This is a genomic window from Marinococcus salis, from assembly GCF_054971365.1.
Genome location: NZ_JBQOJB010000009.1, coordinates 19,300 through 38,521, shown reverse-complemented (window position 1 = coordinate 38,521; position 19,222 = coordinate 19,300). Strand labels below are relative to the sequence as shown.

General features: G+C 50.5%; 14 protein-coding genes and 1 pseudogene. 13 read left to right on the top strand and 2 right to left on the bottom strand.

All coding sequences use genetic code 11. The annotated features are described in order from the left end of the window. Nucleotides 1-16: 16 nt before the first annotated feature. From gnd to ACTTK6_RS09585, 5 genes and pseudogenes are all read left to right on the top strand, one after another. Nucleotides 17-916, top strand: a complete 900-nt coding sequence (gene gnd, locus ACTTK6_RS09605) for a phosphogluconate dehydrogenase (NAD(+)-dependent, decarboxylating) (protein ID WP_079475465.1) — start codon at nucleotides 17-19, stop codon at nucleotides 914-916. A gap of 136 nt (nucleotides 917-1,052) precedes the next feature. After that, nucleotides 1,053-3,071, top strand: a complete 2,019-nt coding sequence (fliD, locus tag ACTTK6_RS09600; protein WP_462833281.1) for a flagellar filament capping protein FliD — start codon at nucleotides 1,053-1,055, stop codon at nucleotides 3,069-3,071. Between the two features lie 173 nt (nucleotides 3,072-3,244). After that, a pseudogene (fliS, locus tag ACTTK6_RS09595) lies at nucleotides 3,245-3,619 on the top strand (flagellar export chaperone FliS); the annotation flags it as partial. Continuing rightward, nucleotides 3,619-3,975 (top strand): hypothetical protein, encoded by a 357-nt coding sequence (locus tag ACTTK6_RS09590; RefSeq protein WP_079475467.1) that lies wholly within the window; start codon nucleotides 3,619-3,621, stop codon nucleotides 3,973-3,975. The pseudogene fliS and the gene ACTTK6_RS09590, both read left to right, overlap by 1 nt. A gap of 98 nt (nucleotides 3,976-4,073) precedes the next feature. Beyond that, the gene (locus tag ACTTK6_RS09585) at nucleotides 4,074-4,454 is read left to right on the top strand and encodes a hypothetical protein (protein ID WP_462833280.1); all 381 of its coding nucleotides are present in this window, start codon (nucleotides 4,074-4,076) and stop codon (nucleotides 4,452-4,454) included. A 31-nt stretch (nucleotides 4,455-4,485) separates the two neighbouring features. Here ACTTK6_RS09585 and ACTTK6_RS09580 read toward each other — a convergent pair whose 3' ends face one another. Continuing rightward, nucleotides 4,486-5,508, bottom strand: a complete 1,023-nt coding sequence (locus ACTTK6_RS09580) for a DUF6612 family protein (RefSeq protein WP_462833279.1) — start codon at nucleotides 5,506-5,508, stop codon at nucleotides 4,486-4,488. An 84-nt stretch (nucleotides 5,509-5,592) separates the two neighbouring features. Beyond that, the gene (gene pdxR, locus ACTTK6_RS09575; RefSeq protein WP_462833278.1) at nucleotides 5,593-7,017 is read right to left on the bottom strand and encodes a MocR-like pyridoxine biosynthesis transcription factor PdxR; all 1,425 of its coding nucleotides are present in this window, start codon (nucleotides 7,015-7,017) and stop codon (nucleotides 5,593-5,595) included. A 113-nt stretch (nucleotides 7,018-7,130) separates the two neighbouring features. Between pdxR and gabT the strand changes: the two genes are divergently transcribed. From gabT to ACTTK6_RS09535, 8 genes are all read left to right on the top strand, one after another. Further along, nucleotides 7,131-8,441 carry a 4-aminobutyrate--2-oxoglutarate transaminase gene (gabT, locus tag ACTTK6_RS09570; protein ID WP_462833277.1) on the top strand — a complete coding sequence of 437 codons (1,311 nt, stop codon included), beginning with the start codon at nucleotides 7,131-7,133 and terminating at the stop codon, nucleotides 8,439-8,441. Then, on the top strand, nucleotides 8,438-9,817 hold the full coding sequence (locus tag ACTTK6_RS09565; RefSeq protein ID WP_094908603.1) for an APC family permease: 1,380 nt from the start codon (nucleotides 8,438-8,440) through the stop codon (nucleotides 9,815-9,817). Before gabT ends, ACTTK6_RS09565 begins: the two co-directional genes overlap by 4 nt. A gap of 352 nt (nucleotides 9,818-10,169) precedes the next feature. Further along, a complete protein-coding gene (locus ACTTK6_RS09560) occupies nucleotides 10,170-11,597 on the top strand; it encodes an NAD-dependent succinate-semialdehyde dehydrogenase (RefSeq protein ID WP_094908602.1) in 1,428 nt (475 codons plus the stop codon). Nucleotides 11,598-11,822: 225 nt separating this feature from the next. Beyond that, the gene (hpf, locus tag ACTTK6_RS09555; protein ID WP_462833327.1) at nucleotides 11,823-12,419 is read left to right on the top strand and encodes a ribosome hibernation-promoting factor, HPF/YfiA family; all 597 of its coding nucleotides are present in this window, start codon (nucleotides 11,823-11,825) and stop codon (nucleotides 12,417-12,419) included. Between the two features lie 248 nt (nucleotides 12,420-12,667). Continuing rightward, complete coding sequence (gene secA / locus ACTTK6_RS09550) at nucleotides 12,668-15,160, top strand: preprotein translocase subunit SecA (protein ID WP_462833276.1); 2,493 nt, start codon at nucleotides 12,668-12,670, stop codon at nucleotides 15,158-15,160. 90 nt (nucleotides 15,161-15,250) lie between these two features. Beyond that, a protein-coding gene (gene prfB / locus ACTTK6_RS09545; protein WP_143745413.1) for a peptide chain release factor 2 occupies nucleotides 15,251-16,355 on the top strand; the annotation gives its coding sequence in 2 pieces (ribosomal slippage) (nucleotides 15,251-15,322 and nucleotides 15,324-16,355; 1,104 coding nt in all). A gap of 69 nt (nucleotides 16,356-16,424) precedes the next feature. Continuing rightward, on the top strand, nucleotides 16,425-17,303 hold the full coding sequence (locus tag ACTTK6_RS09540) for a YitT family protein (RefSeq protein ID WP_371862270.1): 879 nt from the start codon (nucleotides 16,425-16,427) through the stop codon (nucleotides 17,301-17,303). 418 nt (nucleotides 17,304-17,721) lie between these two features. Then, the gene (locus tag ACTTK6_RS09535) at nucleotides 17,722-19,182 is read left to right on the top strand and encodes a S41 family peptidase (protein ID WP_462833275.1); all 1,461 of its coding nucleotides are present in this window, start codon (nucleotides 17,722-17,724) and stop codon (nucleotides 19,180-19,182) included. The last annotated feature ends 40 nt before the right edge of the window (nucleotides 19,183-19,222 follow it).

Below are 19,222 nucleotides of genomic sequence, written 5' to 3'. Positions count from 1 at the left end.
AAAGGGAGTGGAGAACATGAAAGCAGGAATTATTGGATTAGGTAAAATGGGGTACAATATCGGTCTGCAGATGCTTGATAAAAATCATGACGTTGTTGCCTACGATCTGTCCGAAGAATTTCGCAGCAGTTTTCAAAACGACGGAGGCGGCACGGCCTCTTCGGTGCAGGATCTGGTGGACCAGCTTCCAAAGCCGCGTATCATCTGGGTGATGGTGCCGGCGGGGGATGCCACGGATCAGGTGCTTACCGAAACGGCCTCGTACCTCGATGAAGGAGACATTTTAATCGACGCCGGCAACTCTCACTATAAGCGGACGCTTGCTCATTATGAAGCGCTTGAAGCAAGAGGAGTCCACTTCTTTGATGTTGGTACAAGCGGCGGCATTTCCGGTGCCAGAAACGGCGCCTGCCTGATGATCGGCGGACGCAAGGACATTTTTCCGGTATTGGAGCCGCTCATGCAGGACCTGTCGGTGGAGAACGGTTATCACTACACCGGGGAAGGCGGCAGCGCCCACTATCTGAAAATGGTGCATAACGGCATCGAATACGGCATGATGGCCGCGATGGGCGAAGGGTTTGAACTGCTTGAAAAAGGGCCGTTTGACTACGACTACGAGCAGGTGGCCCGCGTCTGGAACAACGGCTCGGTCATCCGCGGCTGGCTGATGGAACTGATGGAAGAAGCCTTCCGCGGTGATGCCAGGCTCGATGATATCCGCGGCGTGATGCATTCCTCCGGCGAAGGCAAGTGGAGCGTAGAGTCTGCGCTTGAATACGAGGCAACGACCCCGGTCATTGCGCTCTCGCTTATGATGCGCTATCGTTCGCAGGAAACCGATACCTTTAACGGCAAGGTGGTTGCAGCTCTCCGTAAAGGGTTTGGCGGCCATGCCGTTGAAAAAAGTGAATAGCAATGTCCCAGAGGCCCGGAGGTAATCCGGGTCTTTTTTCATATTTTAGAAAAACTGCGTTAAATGCTTCAACTGGCTTTCGTTATTTCCGATAGTAACAATAACGAAGAAAACGGCAGAAGGGAGCCTATCATTCATGCGAGTATCCGGGTTTGCTTCAGGAATGGATATTGACCAGGTAGTTAAAGATTTAATGCGTGCGGAGCGCCAGCCGATCAACAAGCTGAATCAAAAGAAGCAGACGCTCGAGTGGCAGACGGAAATGTACCAGGAAGTCAACAAACAGTTTTTTGATTTCCGGAATACGATTTTTGATTCGATTATGAAGAAGTCCTCGATGACAGCCCGCTCGGCCACCTCCACCAATGAAAGCCGGGTGAGCGCCACGGCTTCAGCCAGTGCCGGCAACGCCACTTATTCCATCAGCGAAGTCAAGCAGCTGGCCAAATCAGCGTCGCAGAGCAGCTCTGAACGGGCGACCGGTCCCGGTTTTTCCGCTTCGGAGGCTATCGGCAGCCAGACATTTGCGACCGGGAAAGAACCGCAATGGAGCAAAGGCGTGATTCAAAGCAAAACAATCAACGCCGACGGCAGCACGTCCTACAGTGTGGAAGGCAGCAAGCTTAAACAAAATTCGGACGATATGATCGTGAAGGTGAGCGGCAAGCAGTACGAGGTAGTAACCGGCACGGATCCGCTCGAGCCTGGTCAGGTACGGGCCAGCTTTAACAGCGACCAGATTGATTTGGAGTTTAGTTCGGCGGTGACGAGCGGCAAAAGCATCAGCGTCCAGTATGCCGCGACCAATGAAACCAAAACAATTGACGCAGCTACCGCGACTTCTTCCTTTTCGCTCGGCAAAGGGGCGATTGACCCAGAGACGCTGGATATCAGCGTAAACGGAGGCGCCACACTGACGATTGTCACGGATCCGGAGCAGGAGCTTAAGACCGGGGAAGCCTATGTGGATACGAAAACCGGCAGAGTCACGCTCGGCGAAGCGGTAACCGGAACGATTGAAGCGACATTCACCCAGCAGTATTCTACCAATACGATTACCACCTTTGATAAAGACGGTAAGGAGCAGAAAAATAAATTCACGTTCACAAGTGCGCAGTCGATGAACAATATTATGAGCACGATCAGCTCTTCCGGGGCGGGCGTTAGTGCGTTTTATGACGAACATTCCGGCAAAGTGGCGCTCACCCGGTCGGAGACAGGCGATTTTAACAAAAACGGCGATGAAATGCTTTTTTCAGGGGGATTTCTTAACAACACCCTGGGCCTGAACAACGTAGAAGGTGAGTCCCGCCAGGGCGAACAAAATGCTGTGTTTACGATGAACGGGCTCGAAACCGAGCGGCCCAAAAATACGTTCGAGGTCAACGGGATGAGCATTACGCTTAAAGAAACGTTTGCTGAAACGGACGGGGCGGTAACGCTTGGCTCCGATACGAACACTGACGGTGTTATGGATACAGTTAAAGGCTTCATCGAAGAATATAATAAAATTATCGAAGATGTAAACGGCAAGCTGAATGAAAAAGTAAACCGGGATTTTAAGCCGCTCAGCGATGAACAAAAAGAAGAAATGAGCGAAAAGGAAATTGAGCTGTGGGAGGAAAAAGCCCGGAGCGGCCTGCTCCGCAGCGACAGCTCCATATCGAACGTCATGAACAATATGCGTTCGCTTTTATATGAGCAGGTAAACGGCACCGATTCAGCCTATAATACGCTCTATTCGATCGGCATTACGACAAGCTCAAGCTACACGGATAACGGCAAGCTCGAAATCGACGAAGCCAAGCTGCGCCAGGCGATTGAAGACGACAGTGAAGGAGTTTACCAGCTGTTTGCCGCGAGCGGCTCCACAACAGAAACCCAGGGTCTCGCCCGCCGGATGAGAGAAACGCTCGACAACGGGGTGACCGCGCTTGCTGAACGGGCAGGGGGATACAAAGGCAAGCTGCTTCCGCACCAGTTTACGCTCGGACGCAATATGGAAAACATCGAAGATCGCATCGCCCAGTTTGAGGACCGGATGGTGTCGGTGGAAAACCGGTATTACCGCCAGTTTACGGCGATGGAGCAGGCGATGAGCCGGGCGAACTCGCAGTCTAACTACTTGATGCAGTTTATGAACAATGGCCAGTAAGAGTAGAACCTTCTTGAGGAGGAAGAAAATATATGAGTTTTAACCAGGCACAGGCGATGTACCAGCAGGCAATGAAGCAGACGGCTTCTCCCGAAAAAGAAAAGCCGAAGAAAACATTTTCTTCAAAACAGGCAGTCTCTGCCCCGAGACCGGCGTCAGTTAAAGCCAACCCTTATCAGCAGCAGGCAATGCAGACCGCTTCGCCGGGAGAGCTTACGCTTCTTTTATACAACGGCTGCTTGAAATTTCTCCAAAAAGCGGAGAAGGCGATGAACGAGGGAAAAGTGGAAGAGAAAAACAAGCTGATGATCCGGGCGCAGAACATTATCGGGGAACTGATGATTACGCTGAAAACGGATAGTGAGATTGGCAATAGCATGATGCAGATGTATGATTACATGTACCGACGGTTAATTGAGGCGAATGTGAGCAATGATACAAAGGTTCTGCAGGAGATTTACGGCCTTGTGGAAGAGTTTCGCGATACGTGGAAGCAGGCAATGCAAAAAGACCGGGAGCTCCGTTTCCGCGAAGGTGGCCGGGCGTAATGAGCGTTGTTCGTAAACTTTATGTCACGACCCGGGAGCTGTACGAGAAAGTGGCGCAGCCTATGCCAGTTAATGAACAGCCGAGGGATGAGTACATCGAAAGCGTGGACCTTTTCCTGCAGGCGCGGGACCAGCAGCTGAAAGGCCTGCCGCCTGTGGAGAAATGGACGGAGGCCGAGCGGCAGCTTGGGGAAGAAACGATTAAAATGAATCGTTATATTGATGGCCGTCTTGCCAGCTGGAAGCAGGTCATCCAGGAAGAGCTGCAGGGATCGCGCCAGAAACGCCGTCATATGGGGAAGTATGAGCAAAGTGGTGCGACGGCATCGGCCTATTTTTTCGACAGCAAAAACTAATACATAAAACCTTTGGGCCTGGGCCTGAAGGTTTTTTATATGTATTGAGGGCTGATTATGTTATAACCACGGTAAAGGATGAAAAGGGGCAGATAATGATGAGTGAGCATCTTCGCCGGGCAGAAGCAACATTTCTTCAGCAGTACAGTGACTGGCTGCAGATGGTACAGGAAAGCATGGTACAGGTGACAGGGTTTTACCGGGAAGGGTTCGAAGACAACGGTGATCGCCTGCTGGATAGCACGACCAGAGAATCCTCGCTTTTTTCCTCGCAGACAGTGACGATGGCCTATTTGTTCGGGCAGGAAGAGGAGTGGAGGCAGGATCTCGAAGCCTTTGAGCAGGCGACCGAAGAAGTACGGAGCTTGATCGAGGCAGAAACAATGAGCAGTGAAGAAAAAATGCGCTACGTCGCTTCGGTGTATATGCCGGTGCTTGAGCGCTGGAAGCTGCGGGTAACAGCGCTTGCGCGTAAATAAACAGGCAGAGATAAGCCTCTCTGCCTGTTTATTATTCATCACTGCCCTGCTCAGAAAGAGGCGGCAGGCCGAGCTTCTGTTCAAGCGTCGGCAAAGAACCGTGCTCGATCATCCAATTCGCCGGCTGGCGGTCGGGATACATAAGCTCGGCAATGCTCTGGCCTTCAATTTGGCTGAACCGTTCGCCTTCCTCCCATTCCCGCAGATTTTCAAAATTCAGCTCTTCCGCTGTAGCGACGACGTTGGACGGAGCGCTGATCGTCTGTTCATTGTTCACTTCATCATAGGTGAAGGTAAGAGACTGAGTGGATGAAGAAGTCTGCGGGCTCTGAGAGTTATTCATGGTAATTTTAAAATCTGCCTGGATGCTTTTCGTCTGCATTGAGTCTTTATCAATAGTGATGGTATAGACTGTATCTTCCAGGTTTCCAGTGAACAGCATATCATCAATCAAGCTGTCAAAGTCGTCATTGGTAAACCCGACCGTACTTTTAACTAGTTCCCGCATTTGATCAGAATTGCCGCGCGCCTCAATGATATATTCCGATTCCTGTTCCTCCAGCTGAAAATCTGAAGCATATGCTTCAATTAGCTCGAGTACAGCTGCCGGCTCCCCGATAGATTGGCTCGAAGCGCTCAGATCCCCGGTGAATTCGTCTGGATATTTGATCCATTCTTCTTCTGCAGAATCGTATGTGAAAAAGCCCTCGGCTGTCAGGTAGCGTTCAATTTCCTTCGGCTCCTGTTCGGTCGTCCGCAGTGTCGAAGTTTCATGATAGGCAAACGGCTCCGTCCCTACCTCCACGTTAGAGGTAAGTTCGTTAGTAACCGGATCCTCCTGGCCGGGGCCGATCGTCTGGGCCATATTTATATTAATAGAATAACGATTTAATTCCTGCATATAGTCAATACTTTCAGAAAGAACCTCGTCAGAAGCCGGTTCCTCCTCTGAAGCTTGGTTTTCCGGCGTATCTGGTTCATTGTTAATGGATGAACATCCTATCGGAAGGACGAGACTTAAAGAAACAAGAAGTACGCCAAATGACTTCCTCATGGAATCTCCGACCTCCATCTAAAATTCATTTTACATATTCCCTAAGAATACCACACTTTTACATAAAAAAGAATAAGACCTCGTTCACGTTAATCTTCCACTGCCTTCCAGAGAGGGAAAGCAGGCACGGTATAGTGCCCGGACAGCTTCAGGCAAAGATGCCTTTTCAAGCCGGGCAAACCCGATCACAAGCGTTGGCGGAGCCTGATCCGGGTATTTCATAAACCGGTCAATGCCATACAGTTCGAGCTTGCCCGCGGCGGCCCGGCCTAAAATAGACGCCAAAGAGTCCTTCGTCTGCACATGCAGAAGAAAGTGAAGGCCCGACTTTTCGCCTTGAATGGGGGCGTGGCTGCCGAACACCTGATGAATTTCATGAATCAAAAGCTCCCGGATCTCTCCGTAATGGCGGCTCATACGCCGAACATGCTTCCGGTATTCGCCGGTTTCAATAAAATGGGCAAGGGTCTGCTGGTGAAGTGAAGACGCTGTTTGAATCAAGTGCGTGCCCTCCTCCTGAAAAGCCGCTGCGAGTGCCGGGGGCAGAACCATGTAGCTGATCCTAAGGCCCGGGAGAAGAGATTTGGAATAGGTGCCCATGTAGACGACGCGGTCCTGCTTATCAAGGCTTTGCAGAGCCGGGATCATGTCTCCTTCATAGCGGAATTCTGAATCGTAATCATCTTCAATAATATAGCGATCCGCCTTTTCATAGCACCAGTTCAGCAATTGAATCCGGCGGGAAACCGGCATGATGGAACCGAGCGGCATCTGATGGGAAGGAGTGACAATGACGGTGTCGGATGCTGTATTCTGCAGCGCTTTAGTCTGAAGCCCGTGGCGATCGACAGGCAGGAGTTCGGTGCGCTGCCCGCTTTTTTCAAGCAACAGCCGGATCCGCTGGTATCCAGGGTCTTCGAGGGCGTAGGAACGATCAGGACCAAGAAGATGCACAAGCAGCTGCAGCAGCGCCTGGGTACTGGCCCCGATAATGATCTGCTCCGGACGGCATTCCACTCCTCTCATCTGCCGGACAGAATAGCTGATAGCTGTTCGGAGGCGCTCCGCTCCAGCGGGCGGGTCGATGTCACACCAGGAGTCAAGAGAGGCATCGGCGGCTGCCTGCTCAGCTTTTCGCCATTGCTTGAATGGAAAGCGGAACGCATCGACACTCATATGGGAAAAAGAATACGTATAATCCCGTGCACTTGGCGGCGCAGGTTCATTCGACGCTGGCAGAGAAGGGGCGCCGAGGGAAAGGGGCTCCAGGCGTTCTACAAAATAGCCTTTTCGCTCTGCTGTATAAATGTAACCCTCGGCATGCAGCTGCATATAAGCAGAAAGCACGCTGTTCTGGCTTACGGAAAGGGTCTCTGCAAGCGAACGCTTAGAAGGAAGCTGCGTATTGGCAGATAATCTTCCCGATAAAATTTCCTGCTGAAACCATTGATATATTTGCTTATAAATAGGTGAAACTTTGTCATGGCGGGAAATAGGGATATAAAACAATGTAATGTCACGCTCCGGCTGGTACCATTTATTTTTCGTAACTGGTTCTACTCATGATACCAAAATAATTATACAATTGCGAAAAATAAAAACAATTAGGAGGCTTCGTTTCGATGAAAGCACTGCATCAGACATGGCAGGAAAAAAGAGATCAATACGTACCAAAAAGTATCGGGAACGGAAACCGCTCAATTGCAGCCAGCGGGCAGGGGGCAACAATCATTGATGAAAACGGAGCGGAGTTCATTGATTTCGCTGGTGCCATCGGCACAATGAACGTGGGACATTCGCATCCAAAAGTTGTGGAAGCGGCCAAAAAACAGATGGACAAGATCACGCACCCTGGGTTTAATGTAATAATGTACGACTCGTATATTGAACTGGCGGCTCGCCTGAGCAACCTTGCTCCGGGGGCAGAGGCGAAGAAAACAGCATTGTTTAACAGCGGGGCGGAAGCCGTGGAAAATGCGGTGAAAATCGCCCGGAAGGCAACTGGGCGGTCAGGAGTGCTCACATTCGAACGCGGTTTTCACGGACGCACAAATATGACCATGGCAATGACAGCAAAGGTAAAGCCTTATAAGCACAAGTTCGGGCCGTTCAGCCCGGAGGTGTATCATGCACCGTATCCATATATGTTCCGCCGCCCGGCTTCGATGACAGAACGCGAATACGAGCAGCACGTCATCGAAGAGCTGGATCTTTTTTTGAAAACAGAAGTAGCTCCTGATGAACTGGCCTGCATTGTGATGGAGCCCGTACAGGGAGAAGGAGGATTTATCGTTCCGCCGGCATCGTTTGTGCGCTATGTAGCGGAGCTGTGCCGCGATCACGGGATTCTGTTTGTTTCAGATGAGATTCAGGCAGGGTTTGCGCGTACTGGGAAATGGTTTGCCATCGAGCATTTCGGGGTTGAGCCCGATCTGATCACTGTTTCCAAGTCGCTTGCTGCCGGTTTTCCGCTCAGCGGAGTCATTGGAAAAGCAGAAGTGATGGACGCCGCCGGGCCTGGGGAAATCGGCGGAACTTACTGTGGAAATCCAGTGGCATGCGAGGCCGCACTTGCCGTGATCAACATAATTGAATCCGAAAGGCTGAACGAGCGGGCAGAATGGCTCGGCGCGAAGTGGGAGCAATACGCGGGTGAATGGGAAAAGTCTTACAGCTGGATCCGGGGCACTCGCCGCCTGGGCGCGATGGCCGCATTTGAAATTGTGAAGGCAGACGGTCTCACTCCGGACCCTGAAAAAACCGCCCGGGTGACGAAGAAAGCAAATGAACATGGCCTGCTGCTTTTATCCGCCGGTGTGCATGGAAATGTAATTCGTTTTCTGGCCCCGATTGTCATCACAGAAGAAGAGCTTTCCAAAGGGGTGGAAAAGCTTGAATTTGTGTTGAAGGAGATAGAAGGAGAGGTAATATGAATCAGAAAGTATTGAATCAAAAGGATGTCCTGTTTCTCGCCCTTGGCGCTATGCTTGGCTGGGGGTGGGTGGTGCTCTCCGGTACATGGATCATGGAAGCGGGTTCTCTCGGTACTACAGCAGCTTTTCTTATCGGCGGTATTCTTGTGGCCCTGATTGGACTTACCTACGCTGAACTCGCCTCGGCAATTCCGGAGTCCGGAGGAGGCCTGGTCTTCGTAGAACGTGCATTTGGCCGGAGTGCAGCCTTTGTGGCTGCATGGGGAATTCTGCTTGGTTATGTGTCAGTGGTCACGTTTGAAGCAGTGGCGCTGCCGACGGTTATCGACTATATACTGCCGCAGGACCATGCCGGCTATTTATGGACGCTGAACGGCTGGGAGGTTTATGCGACGTGGGTGCTTATTGGCTCTGGAGGCGCAGTAGCCATGACGGCGCTTAACTACTTCGGAATCAAGCCGGCGTCATTTTTCCAGTCCATCTTTACACTCGTTATTGTTGGTACGGGCGTCCTGCTTCTGGGAGGCGCTGTATTTAACGGTGATTACGGCAACGTGCAGCCGTTTTTTCAGGATGGGTCTGCTGGAGTGTTTGCTGTACTTGTCATGGTGCCGTTTCTTTTTGTCGGCTTTGACGTTATTCCACAGGTAGCTTCTGAAATCAAAGCACCAGGAAAAAGCATTGGCAGGATTCTGATTATTTCTATCGTAACCGCCGTTATTTTTTACCTGCTGATTGCTTTTGGTGTGACTCTCGGGCTTGGGCCGGAGGAATTGGCAGGCTCTTCCTTAGCTACAGCGGACGCAATGGTGAACCTTCTGGGCAGTCAGGTGTTTGGAACGATCCTCGTGCTTGGGGGCGTTGCCGGCATTATTACAAGCTGGAATGCTTTTATTATCGGCGGGAGCCGTGTGCTCGGTAAAATGGCGGACCGGAAAATGGTGCCAGCCTGGTTTGGCAAAAAACATCCAAAATACGGCACCCCGTCCAACAGTATTCTTTTCCTTGGTGCTCTGGCGTTTATAGCGCCACTGCTCGGCCGGCCGGCGCTCGTATGGATTGTTGATGCCGGAGGGATTGGAATTGTCGGTGGATATTTACTCGTTTCTATGGCCTTTCTTCGGTTGCGCAAAACAGAACCTGCGCTTGAACGTCCGTTTCGCATTGGTCCGTATAAAATTGTAGGATGGCTGGCGGTGATTTTGAGTACAGGATTTGTGCTTCTGTACTTTCCGGGTATGCCGGCAGCGCTTATCTGGCCGTATGAATGGATTATTTTAGGTGGATGGATTTTAATGGGGGCAGTGCTGTACGCGGTACAAAAACCGGTCTATCAAAAGGAAGAAGAAAGCTCCTTCAGCAGTAAGAGACCATAAGAAAGAACCCCGGCGGAAACCGGGATTCTGGTGTCCGGCACGGCCGCTTAGACAAGGGGAGCGGAGCCCGGACGGACAGAACAGTGTGGGAGGTTGCTGCTGTCAGAGGTATGAGGGGAAATATGTAGAAGAGAGCAGCCGAAGCGCTGCTGCCTAGTACTATCATATGTTCTGACTCCCCGGAATACAAGGGGATCTGCCTCTTTAGGCTTTATTTTAAAATAGGAGTGCTTTCACATGTCCTATTCTAAAATAGGAAGCAGACGATTTAGGAATGAGCAGAATAATAAATGGAATTTGCGGGTATAGAATGAACGATGCACATTCACGCATGAAAGGGAGTAATGATTGTATGTTTGGAAAAATATATATTAACGGTGAATGGAAAGAGGCAGACGAAGGAACCTTGGACGTTATCAATCCGGCGAATGGGGAAGTAGTCGGTGAGACCGCCAACGCAGGAGAAGCAGAAACGAAGGAAGCGATCAATGCTGCGCACGAAGCGTTTGATTCCTGGTCGAAAACGACCGCGTACGAACGCGCAGACATTCTCCGCAAGATTCACGGCCTGATGATGGAGCGCCAGGATGAACTCGGTGAACTGCTGACTAGGGAAATGGGGAAACCTCTTGCAGAGGCTAAAGGAGAGGTGGCCTATGCGGCTTCCTTTATTGAATGGTACGCGGACGAAGCCAAACGGGTTTATGGCGAAACAATTCCCTCCGGCTCGGAAAACAAGCGGCTAATGGTGATTCACCAGCCCGTCGGCGTTGTCGGTGCGATTACGCCGTGGAATTTCCCGCAGGCGATGATCACCCGTAAAGTAGGACCGGCCCTGGCTGCAGGCTGCACGATCGTGCTGAAGCCGGCGAAAAATACGCCGCTGTCCGCCGTTCGCTTCGTGGAAATCTGTGAAGAGGCGGGCGTGCCCAAAGGCGTGATTAACCTGGTGACCGGCCAAAGCTCGTCAGCGATCGGCAATGAATTAATGTCGAACGAAAAAGTACGAAAAGTCACCTTTACCGGCTCTACCGAAGTCGGAAGCAATTTGATGGAGCAGGGTGCTCAGGATATTAAAAAGCTGTCGCTCGAACTCGGCGGCCATGCGCCGGCCCTTGTGCTTGATGATGCGGACATTGGCAAAGCGGTAAATGGCGTCGTGGCTTCGAAATTCCGTGCCTCCGGCCAGACATGCATCTGCGTCAACCGGGTGTATGCTGATGAAAAGGTATACGAAGAATTTGTGGAAAAATTTGCAGATGCCTGCAAAGACCTGAAAGTCGGCGACGGCATGGACGAAAATGTAAAGGTCGGCCCGCTGATTGATAAGGATGCGTATGATAAAGTTGAGCGCCACGTTCAGGACGCCGTCGATAAAGGTGCGAAAGTCGTCACGGGCGGCAACGGCTATGAAAAAGACGGCGGCTACTACTTTGAGCCAACCGTGCTCCGTGACGTTAACCATGATATGATCATCATGCATGAAGAAACATTCGGGCCGGTGGCGCCGGTGCAGAAAATCACCAGTGATGAAGAGGGCGTCAAGCTGGCGAACACGACGCCATTCGGGCTTGCTTCGTATTTCTTTACCGAAAACATGTCCCGGGGCATGAAAGTGGCCGAAGGACTCGAGTACGGGATTGTCGGCTGGAACGACGGCGGCCCGTCCGCTGCCCAGGCACCATTCGGGGGCTGGAAGCAGAGCGGTGTTGGACGCGAAGGCGGCCGTCAGGGCATCATGCCATTTCTCGAAACCAAATATATTTCGATAGGACTATAATAGGAAAATGAGCTGTGCCGGAGCGTTCCGGTACAGCTTTTTTTATAATAAGTACCAGATTAAGTTACCGGTGACATTTAAAAGGGTTTTATCTGTTTCATAAGTCCTGAGACCCTATTGTTAAGCCACATTCTTTTCACTTTCTAAAAAATTTTGTTGTTTGAAAAGGATTTCGCAACAGGAATATAGAAAGTAGACACATAACGATAAGGAGGGGTTCACTTGATGAACTTTAACATTCGCGGGGAAAACTTAGAGGTGACTCCAGCTCTTCGAGGTTACGTAGAAAAGAAAGTAAGTAAGCTTGAACGTTATTTTGATACGACCCCTGTGGCGGACGTCCATGTGAATATGGAAGTTCAAAACAGCGAGAAGATTTTAGAAGTGACTATCCCTATGCCGCAGCTGCTCCTCCGTGCAGAAGAAACGCATACGGATATGTATGCGGCGATCGATCTTGCGACGGATAAGCTCGAACGGCAGATTCGAAAATATAAAACGAAAGTCAACCGCAAGTTCCGGCAAAACGGCAAAACCTCGAAAGTGTTTAAAACCAACATTGAAGAATTAAACGATGAAATTGCCAATGGCGGCGTAAAAGAAGCTCCTTTGACTGATGAAGTAACAGAAGAGGACGACGGTCTTGAAATCGTCCGGACTAAACGGTTTAACCTAAAACCGATGGATACCGAAGAAGCAATCCTGCAAATGGATATGCTCGGCCATAACTTCTTTGTTTTTGCTAATTCTGTCAGCGGTGATACCTCAGTCGTGTACAGACGTCGCGACGGACGCTACGGCTTAATTGAACCGGAAGAATAAATATATGCATTTACAAGTCCTGTGCTGAAAAGCGCAGGGCTTGTTTTGGTTTTACCGCGAGCACGGGTTCTCGTTGTAACAATAGCGGAATACTGTTAAAATGTACGATGATGCTTAGAAATACAACGATTCATTTATATATGAAAAAACAGATAAATTAAGCTTTACGCACTCCTTAACAATCAAAAATTATGCGCGTCAATCGTATTTCGGCTAGATGGTACGAAAGAGAGGACGATGATTAAACCATGAGAGGTTTATTGAAGAAAGTCATTGGAGATACAAACCAGAAATATGTAAAAAAACTGGAGAAAAAAGCCGAAAAAATAGAAGCTTTTTATGAAGATGTCCAGGTTTTGAGCGATGAGGACCTTGTCCGTAAAACAGAAGAGTTTAAAGAGCGCTACCAAAAGGGCGAAAAGCTGGAACAGCTGCTTCCGGAAGCATACGCTGTGGTGGCAGAAGCGTCGACACGAGTGCTCGGCATGACCCCTTTCCGCGTACAGCTGATGGGCGCTATCGTATTAAACGATGGCGATATTGCTGAAATGAAGACGGGGGAAGGAAAGACCCTCGTTGCCACCATGCCGGTTTATTTAAACGCAATCACCGGCAAAGGCGTGCACGTTGTTACGGTCAACGACTACCTGGCCAAGCGTGACAGTGAAACGTTAGGGGAGCTGTACCGGTTCCTCGGGTTGACCGTCGGCCTGAATTTAAAAGACATGAGTAAAGAAGCAAAACGGGATGCTTACCTGGCTGACATTACGTATGGGACAAACAACGAGTTCGGCTTTGACTACCTGCGGGACAATATGGTGCTGTATAAGGAACAAATGGTGCAGCGGCCGCTGCATTTTGCGCTCGTGGATGAAGTTGACTCGATTTTGATCGACGAAGCGAGAACACCGCTGATCATTTCAGGCTCGGTGGAGCAGTCGACCAAACTGTACGCTGCGGCGAATGTGTTTGTGAGCCGGCTGAAGGAAGAGCGGGATTATACGATCGATGAAAAAACTAAAACAGTGCTTTTGACCGACGAAGGCGTCACGCGGGCAGAAAAAGCTTTTCAAATCGAAAATCTGTACGACCAGCAGCACGTGCAGCTGCTGCACCATATTAACCAGGGGCTGAAGGCCCATGTGACGATGCACCGTGACGAGGATTACGTGGTCCAGGACGGTAAGGTTGTTATTGTGGACCAGTTTACCGGACGTCTGATGGCCGGCCGCCGGTACAGTGAAGGTCTCCACCAGGCCATTGAGGCGAAGGAAGGCATGCGGGTACAGAAAGAAAGCATGACGCTCGCATCAATTACGTTCCAGAACTACTTCCGCATGTATCAAAAGCTCGTCGGCATGACCGGGACAGCGAAAACGGAAGAAGAGGAATTCCGCAATATTTACGGCACGGATGTTATTTCAATTCCGACCAATAAGCCTGTGGTCCGTGAAGATAAATCCGATTTGATCTTTAAGACCCGGGAAGCAAAATACCGGGCGGCAGCGGAAAAGATCGCTGAACTGTACGAAACCGGCCAGCCCGTGCTTGTCGGTACGGTAAACGTGGATACGTCAGAGCTGATCTCACGCTATCTGAAAAAGAAGAACGTGCCTCATAACATCCTGAATGCAAAAAATCACGAAAATGAAGCGAAAATTATTGAAAATGCCGGTCAGCGGGGAGCCGTCACCATTGCGACCAACATGGCCGGGCGTGGGACTGACATCAAGCTCGGGGACGGCGTCGCTGATCTTGGTGGACTGTTTGTCATTGGCACCGAGCGGCACGAAAGCCGCCGGATCGACAACCAGCTCCGCGGCCGTTCCGGGCGCCAGGGAGACCCGGGGGCTTCCCAGTTTTACCTGTCAATGGAAGACGAGCTGATGCGCCGGTTTGGCTCTGATAACATGCGCGGCATGATGGAACGCCTGGGCATGGATGAAGACCAGCCGATCGAAAGCAAGCTCGTCACCCGTGCAGTGGAACAGTCACAAAAGCGGGTGGAAGGAGCCAACTATGACTCCCGGAAACAGATCCTGCAGTACGACGACGTTATGCGTGAACAGCGTGATATTATTTATGCCCAGCGGATGGAAGTGCTTGAGTCTGACAATCTGAGAGGCATTGTGCTCCGTATGCTGGAATCTACGGTGAAAAATATCGTTGCGGCTTATACGCCGGTGGAACAGGTGCCGGAGGACTGGGACCTTGAAGGCATGCTTCATTATCTGAATACGACCGTACTGAACGAGGGCGACTTGACCGAGCAGGATGTGAAAGGCCTCGAACAGGAAGAAGTCGTTGAAAAAGTATGGGAAACAGCAAAAGGCAACTATGAAGCAAAAGAACAGGAATTTGACGAAGAATCCATGCGGGAATTCGAAAAGGTGCTGCTTCTCCGTTCGGTCGACCGGAAGTGGATGAACCATATTGATCAGATGGACCAGCTTCGCCAGGGCATCCACCTGCGGGCCTACGGCCAGAATGACCCGCTTCGGGAATACAAATTCGAAGGCTTTAACATGTTTGAAGACATGATCGCCTCGATTGAAGAAGAAGTAGCCACGTACGTAATCAAATCAGAAGTGAACGAAGAGAATCTGCAGCGCCAGGAAGTTGCTAAAGGAAAAGCAGTGCGGCAGGACGAGCAGGAAGCAGAACAAGAACAGCCGAAAAATAAGAAGAAAACAGCGCCGGCAAACGGGAACCGGAAAATGCCGGTGCCGAACAAACGGTAGCAGTATACGAGAAACGGCAGCATGAATCCCCGAAGTGCTCAGCTTCGGGTTTTTTCCTTGCCACCTACATTCAGAAAGGAGATTTCTTACATGGATATGGCAGAAATTCGAAACGAACTTGAAAATATGGCTAAGCGATTAGCGGACTTTAGGGGGTCTCTTTGACTTCGAAGTAAAGGAAGAGCGCATCAGCGAACTCGAAGAAAAGATGACCCACCCCGGCTTCTGGGACGACCAGGATGCTTCTAAGAAAGTTATTGATGAAAACAATGCATTAAAGGATATTACTGAAGGTTACCGTCGTCTTGAAGAGCAGCATGAGAACCTGGAAGTATCCTACGAGCTTGTGAAGGAAGAAGACGATGAAGATTTAAAAGAAGAGCTCGAATCAGGCACAAGGCAGTTGAAAAAAGACATTAACGATTTTGAACTGCAAATGCTTCTCAGCGAGCCGTACGATAAAAATAACGCGATCCTGGAGCTCCATCCCGGTGCGGGCGGTACCGAATCCCAGGACTGGGCGTCCATGCTGCTTCGGATGTACACCCGCTGGGCAGAAAAGAAAAACTATACGGTGGAAACCCTGGATTATCTTCCGGGGGACGAAGCCGGCCTGAAAAGCGTCACCATGATGATCAAGGGCTACAACGCCTACGGCTTTCTGAAAGCAGAAAAGGGCGTGCACCGGCTCGTGCGGATTTCGCCGTTTGACTCTTCAGGGCGCCGGCATACCTCCTTTGTCTCCTGCGAAGTTATGCCGGAAATGGAAGACTCCGTAGAGGTGGAAGTGCGGACGGAGGATTTAAGAATCGATACGTACCGGGCGAGCGGGGCCGGCGGTCAGCACGTAAACACCACGGATTCCGCAGTGCGGATTACCCACCTGCCGACAAATATCATCGTCACGTGCCAAAACGAACGGTCCCAGCTGAAAAACCGGGACCAAGCGATGAAAATGCTGCGGGCAAAGCTGTATCAGCGCCAAATCGAAGAACGTCAGCAGGAAATGGATGAAATCCGCGGGGAACAGAAAGAAATTGGCTGGGGAAGCCAGATTCGTTCCTACGTGTTTCATCCGTACAACATGGTAAAAGACCATCGGACCAATGTCGAAATGGGCAACACGCAGTCAGTGATGGACGGCAACCTGGATCCGTTTATCGATGAATACCTGCGGGCGAGCATGAAAGTATAACAGAAGGCAAAATCAGCAGCCTGCGTTCGCGCAGGCTCTTTTTACGTCAAACTAAAAGGAGGAACTAAAGTGGCAAACCGAAGAAGAAAACCAATGTCAAAAACAGCATTGAAATGGGTCAACGGGTTCCAGATCTTTACTGGAACGGCTGTAGTAGCTGTTTCATATAACGCTTTTTTACTGCCGAACTCGATTGCATCTGGAGGAGTAAGCGGTTTGGCGACCCTGCTGGAGGCCGCACTGAATGTAGAGCCGGCGGTAACAATCGGTATCACCAATGTCCTCCTCTTCATCCTTGGTCTCCTGCTTCTTGGGGGACTTCAGTACGGTGCGAAAACGATCATCGGAACGCTTTTTTTGCCGTTTATTGTTTATTTCACCAGGAACTGGGACATTGGAATTGATGACCCGCTGCTTGGCGCGTTATTTGGCGGAATCGGAGTAGGCTTTGGGCTCGGACTGGTTTTTCGAGCCAGCGCTTCGACCGGAGGCACAGATCTTTTAGCTCAAATCATTCATAAATACGCCGGGGGGACGCTCGGTACCTCGGTCTTTATTATGGATGGACTGATTGTTACGGGCTCGGCATTCATTTTTGGCCTGGAGTTCGCGCTATACGCCCTTATTTCGTTATTTGTTACGGGAAGAACCATTGATGTCGTGCAGACCGGGCTGGGCTATGCGAAGGTAGCGTTTGTGATTACGAAGCATGAAGAAACGGTTCGCAAGTCTATTTTAAAAGAAGTGGATCGCGGGGTGACCAAGCTCGAAGGACGGGGAGGCTTTACCGACGATTCACGCCCCGTACTGATGTGCGTCGTTAACCGGGGGGAAGTCACCCGGCTGAAGCGCGTGATTCAGCTGCAGGACCCCGAAGCATTCGTAGTTGTAAGCAATGCTTCAGAGGTGCTGGGCCAAGGATTTGAAAATCAGGGCAACTCTGTGTAAAAAAGCGGCAGCGCCAACATTGTGTTTCGGAACCACAGAAGTTCATGCTACACTAAAGAAAAGTGGAAAGGCGCCGATAGGAGTCTTCTCTGGCTGTCAGTTCTCTGCCTGGAACTGCCGAAAGGTAGGGAAGGCAGAGGAAGACAACGGAAGAAGCGACTGCGTCTTGAAACTGGACAGCAAGAAAAGCGCAGAGTGTTTGTTCACCACCGGGGACGACTCGCCGTTTTCAATCGGCTTGAGACGAAGTCGCAAACGAGTTGAAAATGCGAATGGACCCGGATGGTAACACCCGAAGCTGGACGAAAAGAAAAGCGCAGAGTGTTTGTTTAAATTGGAGGAACAGCCCGCGCAGCTGATTCCTCTTTCATATAGTCTATGGTTTGGTTATGACTTTAATAAAGCTGGAGTGAAATAGATGAAGAAAAACATCAAAGTGACGGCAGCAATTCTGGTCACCGCAGCGGCAGCCGGGACTGGAGGCGCGGTCGTAGGTGCTTCTGTCTGGGGAGAGGAATCAGGCGCTTCCTCATCTGCGCTGTCCGAGTCCGGTTCGGACAGCGGCACGCAAAACGTTTCAGAGGAAGACTTAAATAAAATTAGTTCTGTGTACGATATGATCGATTCTGAATATATGACAGAGGTGGATGATGATGCGTTGGTGCAGGGGGCTATCGAAGGAATGATCGGCGAACTCGATGATCCTCACTCCAGCTACATGAGCGAAAGCACAGCACAGGAATTTACGCAGTCGCTGGATTCGTCCTTTGAAGGCATCGGGGCTGAAGTAAATAAATCGGGGGATGCAGTAACGATCGTTTCACCAATCGACGATTCCCCGGCAGAAGCCGCCGGACTGCAGCCCAATGATGATATTTTGGAAATTAACGGAGAAAGCACTGAAAACCTTGAACTTAATGAAGCGGTTCTGAAAATCCGCGGAGAAAAAGGAACGAACGTGAATCTCACTGTACAGCGCGGAAGCGACGAGCCTTTTAATGTTGAAGTGGAGCGCGACGAAATTCCGATCGAAACCGTAGAAGGTGAAGTGATTGAGCAGGACGGCGAAAGCATCGGTTATTTGAATGTCTCGTCATTTTCTGAAAATACAGCCAATGAATTCGAAACCCAGCTCGAACAGGTGGAGAGTGAAAACATTGATGGCCTGGTGATCGATGTCCGCGGAAATCCAGGTGGATATTTAAACGCGGTGGAAGATATCGGCAGCATGATTATTCCGGGCGGCGAGCCCGTGGTGGAGATTGAAGACCGTGAAGGCACGATTTCAGAAGTGACCTCCTCTTTAGAGGAGAACAAAGACTATCCGGTAGTTGGTGTGATTGATCAGGGAAGTGTGTCTGCTTCTGAAATTCTGGCAGCTGCGATGAAGGAGTCCGGAGGCTTTGAACTAGTAGGGCAGACGACCTATGGCAAAGGAACGGTGCAGCAGGTAATGGAGCTCGATGATGGAAGCGATGTGAAGCTGTCTGTCTCTAAATGGCTGACTCCGGATGGAAACTGGATTAATGAAGAAGGCGTGAAGCCGACCATTGAGCAAGAGCAGCCCGACTATTTCCAGGCATCTATTTTATCCATTGATGAAGCTCTGGAGCCGGATACGACCGGTGAAAACATTGCTACCGCACAAACGCTTTTAAAAGGAGCCGGGTTTGACCCGGGACGTGAGGACGGGTACTACAGCAAAGAAACAGAAGCAGCGGTACAGGATTTCCAGGAGGAACAGAAAGATTTGGAAGCCACTGGGACACTGACGCCGGAAACAGCAGATGCGCTGAATGATTTTGTGCTTGAAAATGTCCAGAACAGGGACAACGACAAGCAGCTGCAGCGCGCGCTTGATACAGTCACAGAACAATAAATGAAATTTGAATGATAACGGTGGCCGGGGCCTGCCCGGT

Excerpts from the sequence above, each read along its gene's own strand:
- gnd (WP_079475465.1), top strand. The coding sequence starts at position 17 with ATGAAAGCAGGAATTATTGGATTAGGTAAAATGGGGTACAATATCGGT.
- fliD (WP_462833281.1), top strand. The coding sequence starts at position 1,053 with ATGCGAGTATCCGGGTTTGCTTCAGGAATGGATATTGACCAGGTAGTT.
- ACTTK6_RS09590 (WP_079475467.1), top strand. The coding sequence starts at position 3,619 with ATGAGCGTTGTTCGTAAACTTTATGTCACGACCCGGGAGCTGTACGAG.
- ACTTK6_RS09585 (WP_462833280.1), top strand. The coding sequence starts at position 4,074 with ATGAGTGAGCATCTTCGCCGGGCAGAAGCAACATTTCTTCAGCAGTAC.
- ACTTK6_RS09580 (WP_462833279.1), bottom strand. The coding sequence starts at position 5,508 with ATGAGGAAGTCATTTGGCGTACTTCTTGTTTCTTTAAGTCTCGTCCTT.
- gabT (WP_462833277.1), top strand. The coding sequence starts at position 7,131 with ATGAAAGCACTGCATCAGACATGGCAGGAAAAAAGAGATCAATACGTA.
- ACTTK6_RS09565 (WP_094908603.1), top strand. The coding sequence starts at position 8,438 with ATGAATCAGAAAGTATTGAATCAAAAGGATGTCCTGTTTCTCGCCCTT.
- ACTTK6_RS09560 (WP_094908602.1), top strand. The coding sequence starts at position 10,170 with ATGTTTGGAAAAATATATATTAACGGTGAATGGAAAGAGGCAGACGAA.
- hpf (WP_462833327.1), top strand. The coding sequence starts at position 11,823 with ATGAACTTTAACATTCGCGGGGAAAACTTAGAGGTGACTCCAGCTCTT.
- secA (WP_462833276.1), top strand. The coding sequence starts at position 12,668 with ATGAGAGGTTTATTGAAGAAAGTCATTGGAGATACAAACCAGAAATAT.
- ACTTK6_RS09535 (WP_462833275.1), top strand. The coding sequence starts at position 17,722 with ATGAAGAAAAACATCAAAGTGACGGCAGCAATTCTGGTCACCGCAGCG.